This window comes from Mycobacterium sp. 1465703.0, from assembly GCF_001672975.1.
GTDB lineage: Bacteria > Actinomycetota > Actinomycetes > Mycobacteriales > Mycobacteriaceae > Mycobacterium.
Genome location: NZ_LZKU01000124.1, coordinates 18,076 through 37,047, shown reverse-complemented (window position 1 = coordinate 37,047; position 18,972 = coordinate 18,076). Strand labels below are relative to the sequence as shown.

At 65.3% G+C, this 18,972-nt stretch carries 10 protein-coding genes and 2 tRNA genes; 3 read left to right on the top strand and 9 right to left on the bottom strand.

Annotation, left to right across the window (positions count from 1 at the left end):
* The first annotated feature begins 63 nt into the window (after positions 1-63).
* A complete protein-coding gene (gene cwsA / locus A5625_RS10715; RefSeq protein ID WP_066992711.1) occupies positions 64-498 on the top strand; it encodes a cell wall synthesis protein CwsA in 435 nt (144 codons plus the stop codon).
* 25 nt (positions 499-523) lie between these two features.
* Here the strand turns inward: cwsA and A5625_RS10710 are convergent, their stop codons facing one another.
* Positions 524-3,697, bottom strand: a complete 3,174-nt coding sequence (locus tag A5625_RS10710) for an adenylate/guanylate cyclase domain-containing protein (RefSeq protein WP_066992707.1) — start codon at positions 3,695-3,697, stop codon at positions 524-526.
* A 132-nt stretch (positions 3,698-3,829) separates the two neighbouring features.
* Positions 3,830-4,582, bottom strand: coding sequence for a phthiotriol/phenolphthiotriol dimycocerosates methyltransferase (locus A5625_RS10705; RefSeq protein WP_232003587.1), 753 nt, complete (start codon positions 4,580-4,582; stop codon positions 3,830-3,832).
* Positions 4,583-4,715: 133 nt separating this feature from the next.
* On the opposite strand from A5625_RS10705, the gene A5625_RS10700 reads away from it, so the two are divergent.
* Positions 4,716-6,443, top strand: coding sequence for an AMP-binding protein (locus A5625_RS10700; protein ID WP_066992700.1), 1,728 nt, complete (start codon positions 4,716-4,718; stop codon positions 6,441-6,443).
* A gap of 44 nt (positions 6,444-6,487) precedes the next feature.
* Entirely contained in the window at positions 6,488-7,531 is a 1,044-nt protein-coding gene (locus tag A5625_RS10695) for a rhamnan synthesis F family protein (protein ID WP_066992696.1), read from the top strand.
* 22 nt (positions 7,532-7,553) lie between these two features.
* On the opposite strand, the gene A5625_RS10690 is transcribed toward A5625_RS10695, so the two are convergent.
* The 7 genes from A5625_RS10690 to A5625_RS10660 form a co-directional block, all read right to left on the bottom strand.
* Entirely contained in the window at positions 7,554-8,291 is a 738-nt protein-coding gene (locus A5625_RS10690; RefSeq protein WP_082984360.1) for a GAP family protein, read from the bottom strand.
* Positions 8,288-9,544, bottom strand: coding sequence for a glycosyltransferase (locus A5625_RS10685; protein ID WP_066992689.1), 1,257 nt, complete (start codon positions 9,542-9,544; stop codon positions 8,288-8,290). The genes A5625_RS10690 and A5625_RS10685 overlap by 4 nt, the downstream gene beginning before the upstream one ends.
* Positions 9,541-10,830, bottom strand: a complete 1,290-nt coding sequence (locus A5625_RS10680; RefSeq protein WP_304441889.1) for a condensation domain-containing protein — start codon at positions 10,828-10,830, stop codon at positions 9,541-9,543. The genes A5625_RS10685 and A5625_RS10680 overlap by 4 nt, the downstream gene beginning before the upstream one ends.
* Positions 10,831-10,994: 164 nt before the next feature.
* Complete coding sequence (pks2, locus tag A5625_RS10675) at positions 10,995-17,399, bottom strand: type I polyketide synthase (RefSeq protein ID WP_066992685.1); 6,405 nt, start codon at positions 17,397-17,399, stop codon at positions 10,995-10,997.
* Positions 17,400-17,660: 261 nt separating this feature from the next.
* A tRNA-Ala gene (locus A5625_RS10670) sits at positions 17,661-17,733 on the bottom strand.
* A gap of 148 nt (positions 17,734-17,881) precedes the next feature.
* A tRNA-Ile gene (locus A5625_RS10665) sits at positions 17,882-17,955 on the bottom strand.
* A 69-nt stretch (positions 17,956-18,024) separates the two neighbouring features.
* Positions 18,025-18,918: a DUF3566 domain-containing protein gene (locus A5625_RS10660; RefSeq protein ID WP_066992682.1), complete on the bottom strand. Its 894-nt coding sequence runs from the start codon at positions 18,916-18,918 to the stop codon at positions 18,025-18,027.
* Positions 18,919-18,972: the final 54 nt, after the last annotated feature.

The window sequence follows — 18,972 nt, the reverse complement described above, 5'->3', positions numbered from 1 at the left end:
AGTCTGTTCGGATACCGGACTAGTCGTAGGCCGGGTTTACCAGCGGGACAGAAAGGGCGACACATGAGCGCGAAGATGGAATCCCGGCTGACCCCGCGGCAGCGGCTGTCCCGCGGCCTGACCTATTCGGCGACCGGACCGGTGGACGTCACCCGGGGACTGGTGGGCTTGAGTATGCAGTCCGCGCAGTCGACCGCATCGCAACTGCGTCGGCGGTATCAGGAGGGGCGGTTGGCCCGAGAGCTCGCCGCAGCCCAAGAAACCCTGGCGCAGGAGCTGGCCGCCGCGCAGGAAGTGGTCACCAGCCTGCCGCAGGCGCTGCAGGACGCGCGCCGCGCACAGCGTCGGGGCAAGCGCCCGTGGGTCTTCGCGGGCGTCGCCGTCGCCGTCCTCGCCGGGGGCGCCGCGGTCTTCAGCATCGTTCGGCGCTCGGTGCGGGCGAAGCCGCAGGATCCCCAGTCACGCCCGCCGAGTGTGGATGTGCAGCCGCGTCCCTAGGCACCCGCGCGTCGATGAGGCCGCTTCATTGCATCGCCTCGGCCCATGCGATGTGTCCTTCGAAGCCGAGCGTTCTCGCCAGGGCGCGGTAGCGATCCCGGAATTGTGTGTAAGCGCCGAGATCGCCTTGAGCTCGCGCAACTAGGGCCCGCATCCGCTGTAGCCATACCTCACGCATCGCCAGCTCGCCGTCGGCGGGCTCGGTCGCCAACCGCTCGATTGCCGCCTCGGCTTCGGCCACGTCGCGTTCGGTCCCGCGGTCAAGCAGTGCGTCCACCAAAGCGCCGGTGGTGACGACGCCCCACGAAAGCCCTTGTCCCCCAAGCATGAGATGGTCGACCGCAGCGCGCATCAGCGGTATTGCCTGGTCGCGATCGCCACTGCGGGCCATCTCGCGGGCCACGTACACGTCGAGCATCGGTAGATCGCACAAGAAGTGTCCGCCGCGCCGAAACACTTCGCGGACCTCGGTCAGGAGCTCACGCCCGCGATCACGCTCGGCGTCGGTGTTGCGGTGCACCAGCGCAAGCCCCAGGGTCAGCCAGCCGACGCCCAACTGCAGGTTGTCGCCGGATGGTTGGGCAATCGCCAGTGCCTCCTCGATCTCGCGCACCGTGGAATCGTCGGGCCGTAGCACTCCGGCCGGTATCCCTGTGGTGTACACGTAGCTGACGACCGTGACGTAGGACAGGGAGTCGGCGCCGTGTGCCATGGCCACGCCGCGCCGCTGATCGTCTCGCCACTCGGGAAGGCCCAGGGCCCATCGTGCGGCACCCCGCTGGGCGAATGCGAGCGCCAGGGGAGACCCGAACAGGAAGTTGCCCTTGGTGGGGTCACCGTCAGCCAGGTCGATGACTCTTTGTGACAAGCGATGCATCTCAGCCCACTCGCCGGTGGCTATCTTGGCGCGGATCGCCGTGAAGGACAGCCCCACCGTCAAGGTCGGATCACCGATGGACTCGATGAGGGCGATTGCCTCGGAAGCCAGCCGCGACGCCTCGCGCACCCTGTCTTGGAACGTGTGATCCACCACCAGCCCCGCCATCGCAATGGCCAGTGACCCCTTATCCCCCACGGCGCTGCACAGGTTCCGTAACTCGTCGAAGCGGTCCCCGATGTTGTTCACATGCACCCGCCAGGCGATCCCGCACAACATGGTGCGCGGGGCGATGCACAGGGTCGCCCGGTCTGGCTCATCGGGGGGCAGTGAGTCGGCGATCTTCGTGGCGCTTTCCCAACTCAGCCGCGCCGCGGCGATGTCGCGGTATCTCGCCCACGTGGCCGCGCGCATGTGCCAGCGGTAGGCATCACGCAAGTCGCCGGCGAGTTCCAGATGTTCGGCGATCAGCGCCGCGTTCTGGTCGGCCGATTCCGGCTCGCGGGCCTCGATGGCGACGGCCAGCCGGCGGTGCATCTCGGCGCGATCGGCCTTCAACTGTGATTCGTAGGCCACCGCGCGGATCAGCGGATGGCGGAAGGCGAACTCGGCGCAGGGGGTGAATCGGACCTGATCGATCAGCGCGGCCTTGAGAAGTGCGTCCAGCGCAGGTTCATTGCCCACGGCGGCGAGGAGTTCGGGCGTGAAGCGAGAGCCGATGACCGCCGCGGCATTGAGCGTCCGCTTGGCGTCGGGCTCCAACCGGTCGATGCGCGCGGCGATGACCGCGTGCAGGGTTGCCGGAACGGTGACCGCAGCCAGATCTGTGGCGCAGGTGAAGCCGCCGCGATCACCATTGAGCACGCCGCGCTCGGCGAGCTCGCGCACCATCTCTTGGGCGAAAAATGGATTTCCGCCGGCCCGTTCGGCGACGAGCCCTTTGATCCCGGAGACCGACGGATCGGTGCCCAGCAAGTCGTCAAGCAGCACCGCGGCTTCCGAATCGGTCAGCGGTGCCAGTGAAATCGTCTGTGTGCCAGGCACTTCCGCTAGCGCACCGCGATAATCAGGACGGTAGGTGATCAGGACCATCGACGGCGTTTGGGGTATGACGGCAAGGAATTCGGCCAGCATCGACTCGCTGACTTCGTCGATCCAATGCACGTCCTCGATGATGTAGAGGACCGGCTGGGTTCGGGCCAACGACAAAGAGTTGAGCAGTGCGCTCAACCGCCGCCACCGCGCATCGGGATGGATTGTGGGAGGCGGCGTGTCGGGGTCTCGAATGCCCATCAGGTCGTAGAGCAGCAGCACGTCTTCATCGGACACGTCGGGGATGCCGGCGCGCACCTGTGCGCGCGCCGCTTCGTCGTCGAGATCGGTTATCCGAGCGGCGTCGCGCAGCAACCCCGCCGCCACGAGAAAGGGGACATCGCTGGCATGTGACTCGCAGAACACCGAAGACACCACAACGCCACGACGAGCGGCCATCGCGATCGCCTCATCGGTGAGTCGCGTCTTGCCGATGCCGGGCGGCCCGACAACGCAGACCACACACCCCCGTCCGCTCATCGATCGATCCAGGAGGCCGGCGATCGTGGCGACTTCCAGTTCGCGCCCGACCAATGCGCCTTGCAGGTCGCCACTTCGTGGGGAACCACCGGTCACGCTGAGAAGACGCCGGGCCAGCACCGGGAACACACTGCCCTTGATGCGCACCTGCTCGGCGTCACCCAGCACGGCGACCTGCTGGACGAGTCGGGCGGTGGATTCGCTGAGCATCACCCCTCCCGGCGGTGCCGCCGATTCCATCCGTTGGGCCATCCCGACTTGCTCGCCGATTGCGGTGTAGCGGAACGGTCCCGAACCGACCTCACCCGCGATGACCTGGCCCGAGTTCAGCCCCACCCGTAGCTGAAGGTCGACACCGTCGCGCTGTTGCACGTCGGTGGCGAGGTGCTTGATCTCTTCCTGCACGCCCAAGGCCGTCAGACAGGCCCGAACAGCGTGGTCTTCCATTGCCACAGGCGCACCGAAAACCGCCATGATCCCGTCGCCGGTGAACTTGTCCACCGTGCCCCCGTAGCGGTGCACCACTTTGCTGCAGCGGTCGACGAGTTCGGCCATGATCTCGCGCAACCGCTCCGGACCAACGGCCGCGGCGATGTCCATGGAATGCACCACGTCGGCGAAGAGCACCGATACTTGCTTGTACTCCGCATGTGCGGCGGGATCGGCGATCGGCGCGCCGCATCCGTGACAGAACCGCGCGTTCTCGAGATATTCGGTGCCGCATGCCGGGCACGCCGCTACGGCCGTCATCCGACCCTCCGCCGATTCGGTCTCCCGGCGTTTGCTGGGGTCTTCACAGAATAGGCGGTCGAGGGCTGAACGGGGGAGCGTTAGCTGCAACACGCGCGGTGACGGCGGGACAGCGTTCTAAGACACCGCGCCTCAATCCTTGGCAAAGCAGAACAACCGGTACGACGCCTCGCCGTTTTCCAGGCGACGGTAGATCAACGAGCCCCGCCCTCCGGCGTAGTCACTCACGATGCGGCGCACCATCCCGATGTCGGGTAGGCGGCGGGTGATCTGGTCGGAAAACCGGTTCTTCTCCAGCCCCCGCATGACCTCGGCGTTGATGACCCGCTCCGTCACCAGCCGCATGGGAATGTTGGCCAGGTCGGCCTCCCAGGCGGCGATCTCGTCGGCGTAACGGATGTCGGCGTACAAGAACCGTCCGCCCCGGCGCAGCACGCGTTCCACCTCGGAGAAGAACTTGGGAACGTTTTGGTAGTTGATCGCGGCTTCGACATTGATCACCGCGTCGAAGGACTGATCGGGGAAGGGCAGGCTCTCGGCGTTGCCCTGCACGAACTTCAGGCCCGGCAGATGGTGCCTCTTGCGGCAGAACTCAATGCCGACCGTGTTCAGATCCAGGCCCGTGTAGGAAGCCGGGTGCAGGGTCCGCATCAGATACGAAGCGCCGCCGCCATGGCCACAACTCACCTCCAGCACTCTTTTGCCTGCCAGGTCCGCCTGCGTGGCGGTCCGATGGTAGAGCTGGATCGGAAATCGATCGGCCTCATCGGACACCGCCAGCGACAAAGCCATCGGCGGGTCCTCCTCATACCCGTAATTCAGGAACAACACGTCGTCCCTTATCAGCAGGCGGCTAAGAAACCGGTAGCCGTATTTGAACCGCAAATTCAACAGTTTCAGCGAGATCGGGTTGCGATTCAGCCGGTCGATGACCCTTTCTATCGGCGTCCGATGGAGTGGCCCCTCGTCTTTGCTGCAAAACCGGCGTGGTGATAACGGCCGAGGTAACCTGACGCCCATGCTCAAGTGTCCCATCCCGACACTGCTGCGCGAACATGCCAGTCTGCAGGCTCAGCGGACTGCGTTCACGTTCATGAATTACGAACAGGACCGGGACGGAATAGCTGAAAGTTTGACGTGGTCGCAGCTGTATCGGCGGGTGCTCAATCTCGCCCAGGAGCTCAGACCTCACGCATCCCCGGGCGACCGGGCGGTGATTTTGGCGCCGCAGGGCCTTGACTACATCGGTGCGTTTCTCGGCGCACTGCAGGCCGGTCTGATCGCCGTGCCGCTAGGTGGAGCCAGCGACGAACGCGTCGATTCGGTGCTCAGTGACGCGTCGCCCGCGATCGTTCTCACCACATCCTCTGTCGCGGGCGATCTCTCCGACCATCTCGGGTCGAAGCCCGGTAGATCCACACCATCGGTCGTCGAGGTGGATCTGCTGGACCTCGACGCTAAGCCCGGGCGCGCTGCGCGGCTCGACAGTTCGACGGAAACCGCGTATCTGCAATACACCTCGGGATCAACCCGCGCACCTGCCGGGGTCATGGTCTCGCACAAGAACATCCTGGCCAACTTCGCGCACATGAATGGCGGATTCTTCGGGGACCATGGAGGAGTTGCCCCGCCGGACAGCACGATGGTTTCCTGGCTGCCGTTCTATCACGACATGGGTTTGCAGCTGGGAATCATTTTTCCGGTGCTGACGGGATTTCGCAGCGTGCTCATGAGTCCGGTTTCCTTTCTGCAGCGGCCGGCCCGATGGATGCAATTGCTTGCACAGAACAGTCGCGCACATTCGGCGGCGCCCAACTTCGCCTTCGAATTGGCGGCACGAAAAACCTCCGACGATGATCTGGCCGGGCTCGACCTTGCAGATGTGTCTTGCATCTTCAATGGTGCTGAGCGGGTACAGCCTGCCACCCTGCGGCGCTTCACCGAGCGGTTCGCCCGTTTCAACTTGCAGGACAAGGTGTTACGCCCATCGTACGGATTGGCGGAAGCCACATTGTACGTCGCGACACGCGCGGCGGGCCAACCGCCGCACGTGGTGCACTTCGATTCGGAAGCACTGACCGAGGGGCGCGCGAAGCGTCAGGCAGGAAGCGGCGGAACGGCTTTGGTGAGTTACGGCGTGCCGCAGTCGCCGACGGTGCGCATCGTGGATCCCGAGACCAGTACTGAGTGTCCGGCAGGAACGACCGGTGAAGTCTGGGTGCATGGAGACAACGTCGCAATCGGCTACTGGCAGCGGCCCCAAGAGTCGGAGCAGACGTTCGGCGCATCCCTTGTCACCCGGTCTGCCGGTACCCCTAAAGGGCCGTGGCTGAGGACCGGAGATTCGGGCTTCATCTTCGACGGCGAGCTGTTCATCATCGGCCGGATCAAGGACATTTTGATCGTGTACGGGCGTAACCATTCGCCCGACGATCTCGAGGCGACGATTCAGAGCGTCACGCCGGGACGATGCGCGGCGATCGCCGTTCCGGACGACGCCACCGAAAAGGTCGTCGCCATCATAGAGCTCAAGGACCGCGCCGGTTCCCACCAGGATGAGGCGAACAAATTCGACGTCGTCAAACGACGGGTGACCGCGGCGATTTCCGATGTGCACGGGCTTAGCATCGCGGATCTCGTTGTGGTAGCGCCCGGTTCAATTCCCATTACCACCAGCGGGAAGGTCAGAAGAGCGGCCTGTGTCGAGCGGTATCGGCAAAACCGGTTCGCCCGCTTGGACACGTGATGCGGCGGCGGGCCTTCGGCGATGTCTGATCGCGAAGAAAGAACATGCGCCCGGCCGTCTTGAACCTTGCCGAGGTGCTGCGGACAGAAGGCGAGCGCGCGGTGGCGGCCGCACGATACCGGCTGAGCCGCAATGCTTTAGACTTTCTCTGCGAAACGCATCTAGAGCTCTCACCGCAGCCCGCGCCCGGTTGCCGCACCTTGATCCTGTTCGCACACTTCGATCCGCACGGCATCATCGATCCCTATGTCACCCATTACCTGAAGGCACTGCATGGGCTCGGAGCGAGCATCGTTTTCGTCTCCGGCTCACCCGCCCTCACGCCGGAGTCGGTTGCGCCGATTCGGCCTCTGTGTGCCGGCATTTACACCCGCCGCACGCTCTCCCTTGACTTCGGTTCGTGGCACCTCGCATGGTGCATCCTGCGGGATCGCGGCTGGTCGCTCGACCAGTTCGACCGCTTTGCCATCGTCAATGACAGCGTGTTCGGTCCGCTGTTTCCCCTTGGCGAGATGTGGAACTCGTTTCGCGGTGCCGACATGTACGGGGCCGTCGAAAACACCCAGATCTCGCCTCATCTCCAAGCCTTCTTGGTGACTTGGGATCTCAACTCCCGCACCCGATCCTTCCTCAACGATTTCTGGAATGACTTCCAGTACGTCGTCCATAAAGGCGCGCTCATCTGGCGCTACGAGGTCGGCTTGTCCAAACGGGCCCGCATGGCGGGGCTGACGGTCAAACCGTTCGTTTCGGCCACCGCCATCAAAGCCACTTATGGTCGCCCGTCGACGCAGCTGTGGATCAACGAGCGTTCCGCGCGAAATAACGGCACCCTCCATTTTTGGGACGGCCTCATCCGCGACTTCCGGTTCCCTTTCCTCAAGGCGAATTTGGTGCGTTTTGAGATGCCATGGCATGCGTCCATGGCGCAGCTGCGCGAGGTCATCGAGCAGCACACGCCCTACCCTTTTCAACTCATCCAATCGAACGTGGACCGGCTTGGCCGAAGGGCACCACCATTGGTCAGCGGTTATGCGCGCCCACTGGACAGCTGGACGCACCGCGAAGCGCGCAGCACCTCGCGGTAGTCGAACTGCGCGCGGTTGCAGCTCAAATGCTGGTTATACCCGCGGTTACCAACATCAGCCCGACGGCTGCGGGGACAGCGACGAGCAGCCGTTGGCGGTGTGTGGCGACCCACCTCTCTAGTTGCGACATCACCATCTGGGTTTTCGCCGGCATTACCAGATAGCTGACGAGTGGCACCTCCACCAGAACAAGCACCACCACGGTGAACGCCACGACCGCGCTCAGTTGAATGCCGATTGCGGCTCCCGACGAGACGATGAGGATGAGCACGACGAGATAGTCGGCGAGTGGCATGGTTGTCACCAGGCCGATCCCGAACGCCACCCACGGATTTCCGCCTTGCAGTGCGTGACGGATGCGGGCTCTTATGCGGGCCGGTGCGGTCGGTGTTCTCGGTTGCAGAGCGACTGTCGACGGGGCGCCGCCGTATGGCGCCGCGGCTGCACGCAACTGCGCCGGAAAGCCCGTCGACAGCACTGCCGCGATCAACAGTGCGGCAACACCGATGGTGATTTGGAAATATGCGCCCGTGTAGCTTGCGACCCTGGACCTGGCATCCTCCATAACCAGCAGCAGCGAACCATGCAGCAGCACAAGCGCACTCAAGCCGGGAGCGACGCCTGCCGCCAGGCCGCCCAGCCAGTAGGCGAGCAGGTTGTGCCGGGGCCGGGGGCGTGACATCAGGATGCCGCCAATCACCAGACGCGTCGGGTCGAACGACACCCACAGGGCGATCGCCAGCAGTGTCCCCCACATCATCCGGCACGCCCTCCGCTGACGGCGGCTTCCAAGAGATCGGCGGCCGCCGCGACGCTCTCGGCGGGCTTCGTCATGCGAGTAGCGAACTCTTGGGCCCGGCTGGCGTATTGCGGCGCGAGAAGGCGGCGCAGTTGCGCGACAAGCGCTTCCGCCGTAATGGTCGGCAGGCGTCGGGCACGACCAACTCCCAGGCGAGTCACCTGCGCCGCCCATAGCGGCTGTTCGGCCACGTCCCAGAGGATCAACATGGGAATTCCTGCTCGCAGGGCTGCCGCCGTCGTTCCCCCGCCGCCGTGGTGGACGATGGCACGACAGATCGGCAAGATGGCCGCGTAGTTCACCGCGCCGACAAGCTTCACCTGGTCGGCATGCGAGAGGCAATCCGACCCGCCCGCAAGGGAATACACCAGGGCCCGCACGCCCAACTCCGCGCAGGCCGTGGCGATCATGGCGATCATGTCGGCGGGAGATTGAACGGGTGTACTGCCGAACCCAAAGTAGATGGGCGGCGAGCCCGCGGCAATCCAGGAAGCGACCTCGCCGTCGGCATCGGCCGGCAAGTCCATCGTCAGCGCGCCGACGAAGGGTCGCCGGCCATTCCATTCCGCCGCGAGGCCCGGGAAGCACGCCTCGTCGTAAGCCTGGATTTCGAGCGACCCGCGTTGCGCCATCCGTTTCGCCGCAGGAGCCGCTGCCCGCGGTAGGCCGAGCTCACGACGCTGCGCGTCGTCATCATCCTTGGTGATGCGCCAATACAGCCACCAAGCCGTCCGCAATGTGGCGCGGACCAAGGGGCCCGGCGACGGCAGTGATGGAAGGGCGAGCTGACCGTTGACGCAGATTGGCATGTGATGCAGTGCGGCCACCGGAATGTCGTAATATTCAGCGACATTGGCGACGACGCCGTGGTAGGTCTGGCCGGTGACGAGCAGGTCGGCCCCGTCCGCAACCGATGCCAACGTCCTGCTCATCTGTGCCCAACCCTCGACGAACAGCAACCTGCTGTCGCGCAGCAAGTTGATCGGATTCTGCGGCCGGAAGGCGTGGTGATGGAGATCCGCAAGTGCGGTCACCTGCTCCTGCGAATCCGGCCCGTATCCCACCGCAGCGAGTCCGTTCGACTCGACGAAGCCAGTCAGGTTGGGCGGAACCGCCAGGTGCACTTCGTGCCGCCGCCGCAGCAGCTCCAGACCGACGGCGGCGCATGGCTCGACGTCACCACGAGTGCCGTGGGCGGCCAGGACGACTTTCACCCGGAAACCTCCAGTGGTTGACTCGCACGGCGTCCGTCCGCGACGCGCTGCAACATGGATTTCACCGCACCGAGGTAACGAACCACGGAGTCTCTGGCGATCGGATTATTCGGCAGGTTCACCCATATCGATACCTCGTCGAAGAGACGAATTACCGAGAAGTAGAGGTGCGCCGGATCCCTGGGGTCGCAGTAGATGCTGACGTTGGCGTTCTGCATGTGGGACGCGACAGTTGCCGAGAGCGGAGGCAGGCCCGCGTCCATGTAGTTGATCATTGTGCAGTTCGGACCCCATTCCCTCAGCCACGTAGCCAACTTCAACACTTCGTTGAACGACACGTTCGCCAGGTCCAGGTTCGAATCGAAGGATGCCTGCGCGGCACGCGCGGTCTCCTCGAAAGAGGTGGGATTAACAGGCACGACGAGCGGAACGACGCCGGTGAACCAGCCCATCGTCGAGAATTCGGCCAGCGATCGCCGTTTGTCGGTCGGCGTCAGGCCGTAATATGTTGTGGCGCCGGTCAACTCTTGTTGTGCCATCGCTACACAGGCAAACAGGCCGCCGCTGAAGCGTGCCCCCGCCGCGATGCAGCGGGATTCGAAAGCGGCGGTCTGGTCCTGGTCCAGCAGCCGATCGACCACCAGGCCGCCACCGTTGGCTTGTGACAGATCACCAAGCGGCAGTGGGAAGTCCGGCAGGGTTCCGCCGTTGTTCTCGGCGAATTCGATCCACTTTCGGACTTCGGGCGAGTCGAGGGTCAGAGCCGATACGTGCTGTTGCTCTCGTACGCAGAAATCGTCGTGACTGGCCGGCGGCGGTTTCTGAACGAGCGGGTGGCCTGCCACCAAAAGACGGTAGTTCATCACGATTTCGGTGTACAAACCCGCAATGATCGTCGGGTCACAGTGGAGGTGGTCGACAATCGAAAAGATGGTGAAGTGGTCTTCACGCTGAATAATCCCAAATCTGAAGCAATCCCACTGCACCGGGTCCGGAGTGGACAACACCCAGTGCTGCCATTCACTCGGCGTCATGGTGCGCTGCCGGGCCGGGACGAACGCGATGTCGGCGGGGTCGGCGATCGTGTGCCGCACAATGTCTTCCGCGTTTTTGTACTCGAACCAACTGTGATAGGTCTTGTGCCGACGTAGGTGTGAGTTGATGACGTAACTCATCGCTCGGATGTCGCATCGGCCGGGTTCGTCGCCGGAGCCGATTACCAGTCGCGCATAGTCGAACCCGCGGGCGGCATAGCGTGAATAGCCGCGAAGGTGTGCTTTCTGCATTGCGCTGAGCGGCACGGCGCTGACCGGAGCTTGCCGGGCTTTGGCCACGCAAGCGGGTGTCGGTTGCCAAGTCACGACCGCGCCCGGCCCGGGTACCCAGTCATAGACCGTTCCCACGAACAGCCCATCCCTGGGCCTTGCACTCACGAACACCCTTGCCTCCCTTAGTCCACTAGCGGCTCGGCGGACGTCTCGATGTGCTGAACTGCCGTGCTGGTGGTATCGAGACGAACTGTGGCAGCGAGTCTTTCGCACAGCCGCGTGGCCAAGCCCTGAATTGTGGTGATGTCGTTCGTGGTGACGCGCACTCCTGTTTCGGCCTCGATCCGGGTGCGCAACTCGAGGTTGCCCATGGAGTCAAGACCGTATTCGGAGAGGGGATGATCGGGATCGATGGTGCGGCGCAGTATCAGGCTGACCGCGTCGGAGATCATCCGGCGCAGGCGGGTGGGCCACTCCTCCGGTGCCAGCAGGGCCAACTCGTCGAGCAATTCGCTTGCATCCGTTGAGCTTGTGCTCTTGGACCGGAACAATTCGGCGAACCGGCTACGTTGCGCGTAGGCGGCGAACCACGGCGTTCCGGTCAGCGAAGCGTACCCGGAATGCGGGCGGTCATAACACAGCAACGACTGGAACGCATAGGCGCCGTCGTCGGCGGTGAAAGCCGTGTCCCGCCAGTGCGCGATGGCGGTACCTTCGCCGTCTTGGCCGGGAGCGACGTCTTCACCGGTTTCGGTTCGCAGTTCAGCGGCGCGGCCGACCTCCGACCACAGCGCCCATCCGATCGCGTTGGCCGGCAGGCGCTGAGCCCGGCGCCAGCGGGCGAATGCGTCCAGCCAGCTGTTAGCCGCGGCGTAAGCCGCTTGCCCCGGGGAGCCCACAAGCCCTACCGCCGATGAGAACAAGCAGAACCAGTCCAACGGCAAGGCGGCGGTGGCCTGATGTAAGTTCCACGCGCCCTGCACCTTTGGAGCCCAGTTGCGGTCGACGAGCCCGTCGGTCAGGTTGTCCAGCATCGCGTTCTCGAACACCGCGGCTGCGTGCAGGACCCCGCGCAACGGGAGCCCGGTGGCGGTTGCCGCCGCGACCAAACGCTCCGCCGTGTCAACCTCGGTGATGTCGGCGCATTCCACCTGGATATCGGTGCCCATCGCCTGGATGAGCTCGATTGTTTCCAGCGTCTTGGCGCTGGGCCGCGAGCGGGAGCTGAGCACGATGCGGCCACAGCCGGCCGCGGCCATCTTTTCGGCGAGGAACAAACCGATGCCGCCCAAACCACCGGTGACGATGTAGGAGCTGTCGCGCCGGAAAGGCCGGGCTTGGTTGGGCGGCACCACGACATCGGTGCTACCGGTCTGGGGCACGTCGAGGACGCGCTTGCCGGTGTGCTCTGCTGCGATCATCGCGCGGATCGCTGTGGCGGCGTCGCTGAGCGGACGCCGAATACCTCGTGGCGATGGCAACTTCCCTTCCGCGACAAGCCCATACACCGTGGTGAGCAGTTCACCGATCCGCTTCGGGTGACTCTGCGACATCAGCGTCAGATCGACGTAATGGAATGTCAGGTTGCGGCGGAACGGAAAAAGCCCCACCTGAGTGTTCGCGTAGACGTCGTGCTTACCGATCTCGACGAATCGTCCTCCGATGGACAGCACTTCCAATCCGGCCCGCTGCGCTGCGCCGGTCAGCGAGTTGAGCACGATGTCGACACCCGCTCCGTCCGTGTCGCGGCGGATCTGGTGGGCGAAGTCGGTGCTGCGCGAGTCGTACACATGCTCAACACCCATGTGGCGCAACAGTTCTCGTCTGTCGTCGGTGCCAGCAGTAGCGAAGACTTCGGCCCCTGCGGCGCGGGCGATCGCGATTGCCGCCTGCCCGACGCTGCTGGCGGCGGAGTGGATCAACACGCGTTCACCAGTGGTGATCCGGGCCTGATCGTGTAGCCCATACCAGGCGACGCCGTAACCGGTGCTGACCGCCGCCGCCTGATGATCAGTCAGGCCCGGTGGTAACGGCGCGGCCAAACGAGCATCACACGTGACGAAGGTCGCCCACCCACCACTTGGGCAAATCCCACCGACATGGTCGCCCACCCGGTGCGTAGTCACGTCAGGACCAACCGCGGTAACGACGCCGGTGAAATCGATGCCGAGATGTGGCACATCGCCGTCGGCGGCGGGAGACCGACCGAGGGCATGCAGTACATCGGCGAAGCTGACGCCCGATGCAGTCACCGCCACCTCGATCTCCCCGAGCCTGGGCGGTATGCGTTGAACAGCAACCAGTTCCATCGTTTCCAGGTCGCCCGGCGTGCGGATTTGCAGACGCATCCCACCGCCCGGGTGGTCGACGGCGGCGGTTTGCCGCTCGTCGGCGCGTAGTGGTGCCGGGCTCAGCCGCGCGGTGTACCACTGGCCGTTTCGCCAGGCCGTCTCGTCTTCCTCCGACCTGCCCAGCAGCTGCCCCGCCAGCTGCTGGGTGTCGGTGTCGTCGTCCATGTCGATCTGGGTGGTGCGCAGATGCGGATATTCGGTCCCGATCGCGCGCAACAATCCGCGCAACCCCGCCTGTTCCAGATTCACCACGTCACCCGGTACCACCGTCTGGGCGTTGCGGGTGACGACGTACAGGCGAGGCGGGTCGCCGTCGATTCCGGTGACCGCGCGGGCAATGCGCACCACGTGGCGGACGTGATCCGCACCGAACCGGGCACACGCCTCGTCCGGGTTGGCGTTCTGGGGACCGGTCAGGATGACGACCCCGCCGGCCCGGCCGGCAGTTGGATGCGAGCCGACAAATGCGGCATTGGCCCGGTGATCCGAATACTGCGGCCATGTCATGGTGGCGCAGTCGGCACCCTCGGCCTTCAACGCATCGGTCAGGCCTGTGGCCACGACATCCGCCGTTGCGCAGGTGCTGATCAGCAACCACGTTGCGGTGCCGCCGTGGTCCACCTCGGGCAGGGTGCGTTGATTCCACTCGATGGTCAGTAACCGCTCGTTCAACACGCGGTCACGGTTTGCGCTCTCCGAGGCGCCGGTGCCGAGTTGCAGTCCCTGCACTGTCAGCAGGATGGTCCCGTGCTCGTCGAGCACGTCGACGTCGGCCTCCAGCGAGGCCGCGTCGGTACCGGTCACCCGCGTGTAGCAGTAACGGGCGGCGCGGGCAGAACCGTAGGTGCGGATCCGGCGTACTCCCAGCGGCAGCAGCAGGCCGGCGCTCGCTGCGACTTGTGCGGCCGAATGGACGGCGACCGACTGAAAGCAGGCGTCCAGCAAGGCGGGGTGCGCGCCGTAGGCGCTCAGTTGTGAACGGATGGGGCCGGGGAGCCCGACCTCGGCGAGTACGGTGCCGGCCGTCTCGTCGGTTCGGTGCACCGCGACCAGGCCGGCGAAGGCCGGGCCGTATTGCAATCCGTGCCCGTCGAACTGCTTTCGCAGCTCGGTCCCATCCAGCCGGTGCGTGTGGGCCGCGAGTAGCGCGGGCATGTGGTACGGCCGCGGCGGGTTCTCGGCGGCTGCGGCGTGCAGCACCGCCGTCGCCCGCCGGACCTGCGTGGTGTCCTGGAAAGTTTCCACCACGAAGTCGACGGCGCCCGGCGAGGTCACCGACGCGACGGCAGAAACCGGCGTTTCGTCGTCCAGCAACAACAGTGCCTCGAAACGGATGTCGCGTACTTCGGACGTCTCGCCGAGGACGGTGCGCGCGGCGGCCAACGCCATCTCGCAGTAGGCCGCTCCCGGGAGAGCGGCCACGTTGTTTACGCAGTGGTCGCCCAGCCAGGGGTGCGCCGCTGTGCCGACCTCGCCCTGCCACACGTGGCGCTCCGGCTCCTCGGGTAATCGCACATGCGCGCCCAACAACGGGTGCACCGCGATTGTGCAGGTGCCGCGAGCCGGTGAATCCTGCCCGCCGCGGGTGAGCAGCAGCGGACGGTGATTCCAGGCCGGCAGTGGGGCATCCACCAGCCGGCCACCGGGATAGAGCACCGAAAAGTCCATCGCCGCACCGGCACTGAACAGTTCGGTGAGGAAGCCGCGCAGCCCGTGCGGCAGCACTTGCTCACGGCGCATCGCCGCGATTGCGGCCAGCGGCATGCCGAGGCTGTCGGCCGTCTGCTCGACGGCGTAAGTGAGCAGCGGGTGCGGAGCCAACTCGGCGAAGACCCGGAAGCCGTCCTCCAACGCCGCCTGTACCGCGGCGGCGAACCGCACCATGTGGCGCAGGTTGTCCGACCAGTACCAGGCGTCGCACACGGGCTGCTCGCGCGGATCGAACGCTGTTGCGGAGTAAAACGGTACCTGCGGTGTCAGGGCCTCAAGCCCTGCCAGAACCTCGGTCAACTCGTCGAGGATCGGATCGACCTGCGGGGTGTGCGAGGCGACATCGACGGCGATCTCGCGGGCCATGATGTCGCGGTGCTCCCATGCCGCGACCAGATCGCGCACCGTCTGCGTCGCGCCGCCGATCACTGTGGACCGCGGTGAAGCCACCACTGCCAGCACGACGTCGTCGACGGCGCGGGCCGTCAGTTCCAAAAGCACTTGCTCCGCAGGCAATTCCACCGACGCCATCGCGCCTGAGCCCGCGATGGTGGACATCAACCGCGAGCGGCGGCAGATCACCCGCACCCCGTCGCCCAGCGAGAGCGCTCCCGCCACAACCGCGGCGGCGGCCTCGCCCATCGAGTGGCCGATCACCGCGCCCGGCTCGACCCCGTACGCCCTCATCGTCGCTGCCAGTGCGACCTGCATGGTGAACAGTGCGGGCTGGATCCGGTCAATCTCGGCCACCGCCTCGGGTGCCGAAATCGCCTCAGTGACAGAGAAACCAGACTCTTCGGCGATAAGCGGCTCGACCTTGGCGACGGTCGCGGCGAAGACCGGTTCGGTCGCAAGCAACTTGGCGCCCATCGCGGCCCACTGCGAACCCTGACCGGAGAACAGCCATACCGGCCCTTTATCGCCCTGCCCGGCGGCGGGTTGGTAGGGAAAATCGCCGGCGGCGATCTCGCGCAAACCCGCGGTCAGCTCCTCGATGCCTCCTGCGATGACCGCGGTGCGAACCGGCCGGTGGGTACGGCGACGAGCAAGTGTGTATGCGAGATCCGAAGGTGCAAGGCGCGACGCGTGTGCCTCGACCCAGCCGGCGAGCCGCCCGGCGGTTTGCCGCAGTCCGTCCGCCGAGGTCGCCGACAGCGGGAAAATCAGCGGCCCGTCCAAGGCCTTGGTGACCGGCCCGCCGCTCGGTACAGCCACCTCGGGAGCCTGCTCCACGATCGCGTGCACGTTGGTGCCCGAGAACCCGTACGACGATACCGCCGCCCGCCGGGGCCGCTGCTCACCGTTGTTCGGCCACAACGTATTCTCTTGTGGCACAAAGAGGTTGGTTTCGATCTGGGAGATCTCGTCCGGCAGTCGGCTGAAGTGCAGATTGCGCGGAATCACACCGTGCTGCAGCGCCAGGATCGCCTTCATCAGCCCGAGCGCGCCGGCAGCCGACTGGGTGTGGCCGAAGTTGGTCTTCACCGAAGCCAGCGCGCATGGTCCGTCGAGGCCGTAAACCTCTGCCAGGCTGGCGTATTCGATGGGATCACCCACCGGGGTGCCCGGGCCGTGCGCCTCGACCATGCCGACCGTGTGGGCGTCCACGTCGGCCGCGGCCAATGCCGCCCGATAGGCCTCGACTTGTGCGGCCCGCGACGGCGTCACGATATTCGGCGTATGCCCGTCCTGGTTCGCAGCGGTCCCGCGCAGCACAGCCAAGATGCGGTCGTCGTCGCGGAGCGCATCGGGTAACCGCTTGAACAGCAACATGACACAACCCTCGCCGACCACGAAGCCGTCGGCGGCGATGTCGAATGCGTGGCAGCGTCCGGTCGACGACAACATGCCGATGGCGGAACCCGAACAGGATTTGCGCGGCTCGAACGATAGCGAGGCGCCGCCGGCAAGGGCTATGTCGCTTTCGCCGTCCTGCAAGCTACGACCAGCAACATGCACTGCGGCCAGTCCGGATGAGCATGCGGTGTCCACTGTCATCGCCGGCCCGCGTAGTCCCATCGTGTAGGCGATCCGCCCGGAACCCATGGCGAAGCTATTCCCCATGTATCCGTAGGGCCCCTCCAGGGCGTTGGATTCGGCGTGCACGAATTGGTAGTCGTCATGCATCAACCCGACGAACACGCCCGTCCGCGACTGGGCCAGGCCGGCGTGCGTCAGTCCGGCATGCTCCATGGCCTCCCACGAGGTTTCCAGCAGCAAGCGGTGCTGGGGATCCATCGCTGTCGCTTCTTTTTCGGTGATGCCGAAAAATTCGGGGTCAAAGGCCGCCGCGTCCTTCAGGAACGCACCCCATTTGCATACCGACCGCCCGGGCACGCCGGCCTGCGGGTCGTAGTACTCGTCGGCGTCCCAGCGCTCGGGTGGAATTTCGGTGACCAGATCGTCGCCGCGCAGCAACGCCTGCCACAACTGCTCAGGAGAGTCGATCCCACCAGGCAGTCGGCAAGCCATGCCGATGACCGCAATGGGAACACCGGGTGCGGTGCGCATCGGATTCACCGACATAGCGAACCCTGAGGCGGCGCCCCATTACGAAATGGCCCAGTCAAAGCCGTCCCTCCTCACCGCACGGTGGAGTTACGCTGTGGGCTGCGTTATCGGGGTAGCAACCGGTCAGTTGTCGGGCATGTTAGCCGATCCCCGTCGGTTCGCGGAACGATCTGGAAACCCAGGTTGTGCCTGTGGCGAGAGTTAACCAAAAGTTGTATTCGGCGGGCGGAACCAAAGGTGCAACGTAACGGATCTACCGCCCGCGTTCGCGGCTTGTGGAGCCTAGGGGAATCGAACCCCTGACACCCGCCTTGCAAAGGCGGTGCTCTACCAACTGAGCTAAGGCCCCTCATCGTGACTGAGTGGTTGACCGGAGTCATCCACAGCCACGTGCCAGACCTCGACTCCACGCCGTGACCGCACCACCGCTGCCAATACGGCGATCACTACCAGTGGCAGTGCGAGTCTTACGCAACGTCTTGACGGGCACATGGTTGTGGGCCTAGGAGGACTCGAACCTCCGACCTCTTCGTTATCAGCGAAGCGCTCTAACCGCCTGAGCTATAGGCCCGTACTCGCGTACGGCCGAGCGACGAGATTACCGCAATAGCCGCCTTACTCCCAAAAGCGCTGCATCACGCTAGTCGCGATCCGCCAACGTCACTTCGATGCCGCCGATCAGATCGGTGGTCAGGTTGTAGACGAACGCGGCGATGGTGGCCATCGCGGTCAGCAACACGATGTTGACCAAACCGATCAGGACGGCGCCGCCGAAAATCGTGCCGCTGGACACCAGTTCGCCGCTGCTGCCGCTGGTGTTGTTCAACAAGTCACCGACGTTGCTGTTCAGCTTGGACCACACGCCCATGCCGCCGAGCACCAGGTAGAGGAACGCCACCGCGATCATCCAGACGAAGAACAACGCCACCGAGAGCAGCAGCGACACCTTCAGCGTGCTCCATGGGTCGATCCGGCGGATCTGCATGCTGGCACGCACCGGGCCCCGCGTGCGCCGGGCCACCTGGACGCGGTTGTCCCGATTTTCGCGGCTCTCCCGGGTTTCGACGGCCGCCGGGCGACCGGTTCCCGACGAACTCGGCGTCTCCGCCGGGCGCTCGGGGGCGGGCTTGCGGTGCGGGCCGCGCGGCACCGGCCCGGACAAATCCGGTAGTTCACTGGCGTAGGCCTCGGTCGGCGATCCCTCGCCGCGGGTGTGCGCGGGTTCGGGCTCTTTGGCATGCGATGGGGCGCCGGCTCCGGGCGCGGCGGTGCCGGAGATGAACCGGTTCAGCCGGGCCTCGACGCCGGCGGGCTGGCCCGAGGGCCGCTTCTCGGTGGGCGGCTCGTTTTGGCGCGGCCCCGGCTGCGCCGGCCGGGCACCGACCCGCTGCCAGGGTGGTCCATCCCCGCCCTCTTGGCCACGGCCACTCTGTGCAGGCGGCGCCGCGCGGCGCACACCGGCACGCTCGACCGAACCATCCCCGTTGGGGCTGTCCCCCTTTTTGGGGGCGCCCGGCTCGTTCGGTGAGGTCACCCCGACTCCTTAGGTCTCCTACCTGGGCCGCAAACGCGGTGCAGTCGCATTATG

Coding starts and splice junctions, on each gene's coding strand:
- A5625_RS10710 (WP_066992707.1), bottom strand. CDS start 3,697: ATGACGGCCGTAGCGGCGTGCCCGGCATGCGGCACCGAATATCTCGAG.
- cwsA (WP_066992711.1), top strand. CDS start 64: ATGAGCGCGAAGATGGAATCCCGGCTGACCCCGCGGCAGCGGCTGTCC.
- A5625_RS10680 (WP_304441889.1), bottom strand. CDS start 10,830: ATGCAGAAAGCACACCTTCGCGGCTATTCACGCTATGCCGCCCGCGGG.
- pks2 (WP_066992685.1), bottom strand. CDS start 17,399: ATGTCGGTGAATCCGATGCGCACCGCACCCGGTGTTCCCATTGCGGTC.
- A5625_RS10690 (WP_082984360.1), bottom strand. CDS start 8,291: ATGATGTGGGGGACACTGCTGGCGATCGCCCTGTGGGTGTCGTTCGAC.
- A5625_RS10695 (WP_066992696.1), top strand. CDS start 6,488: ATGCGCCCGGCCGTCTTGAACCTTGCCGAGGTGCTGCGGACAGAAGGC.
- A5625_RS10700 (WP_066992700.1), top strand. CDS start 4,716: ATGCTCAAGTGTCCCATCCCGACACTGCTGCGCGAACATGCCAGTCTG.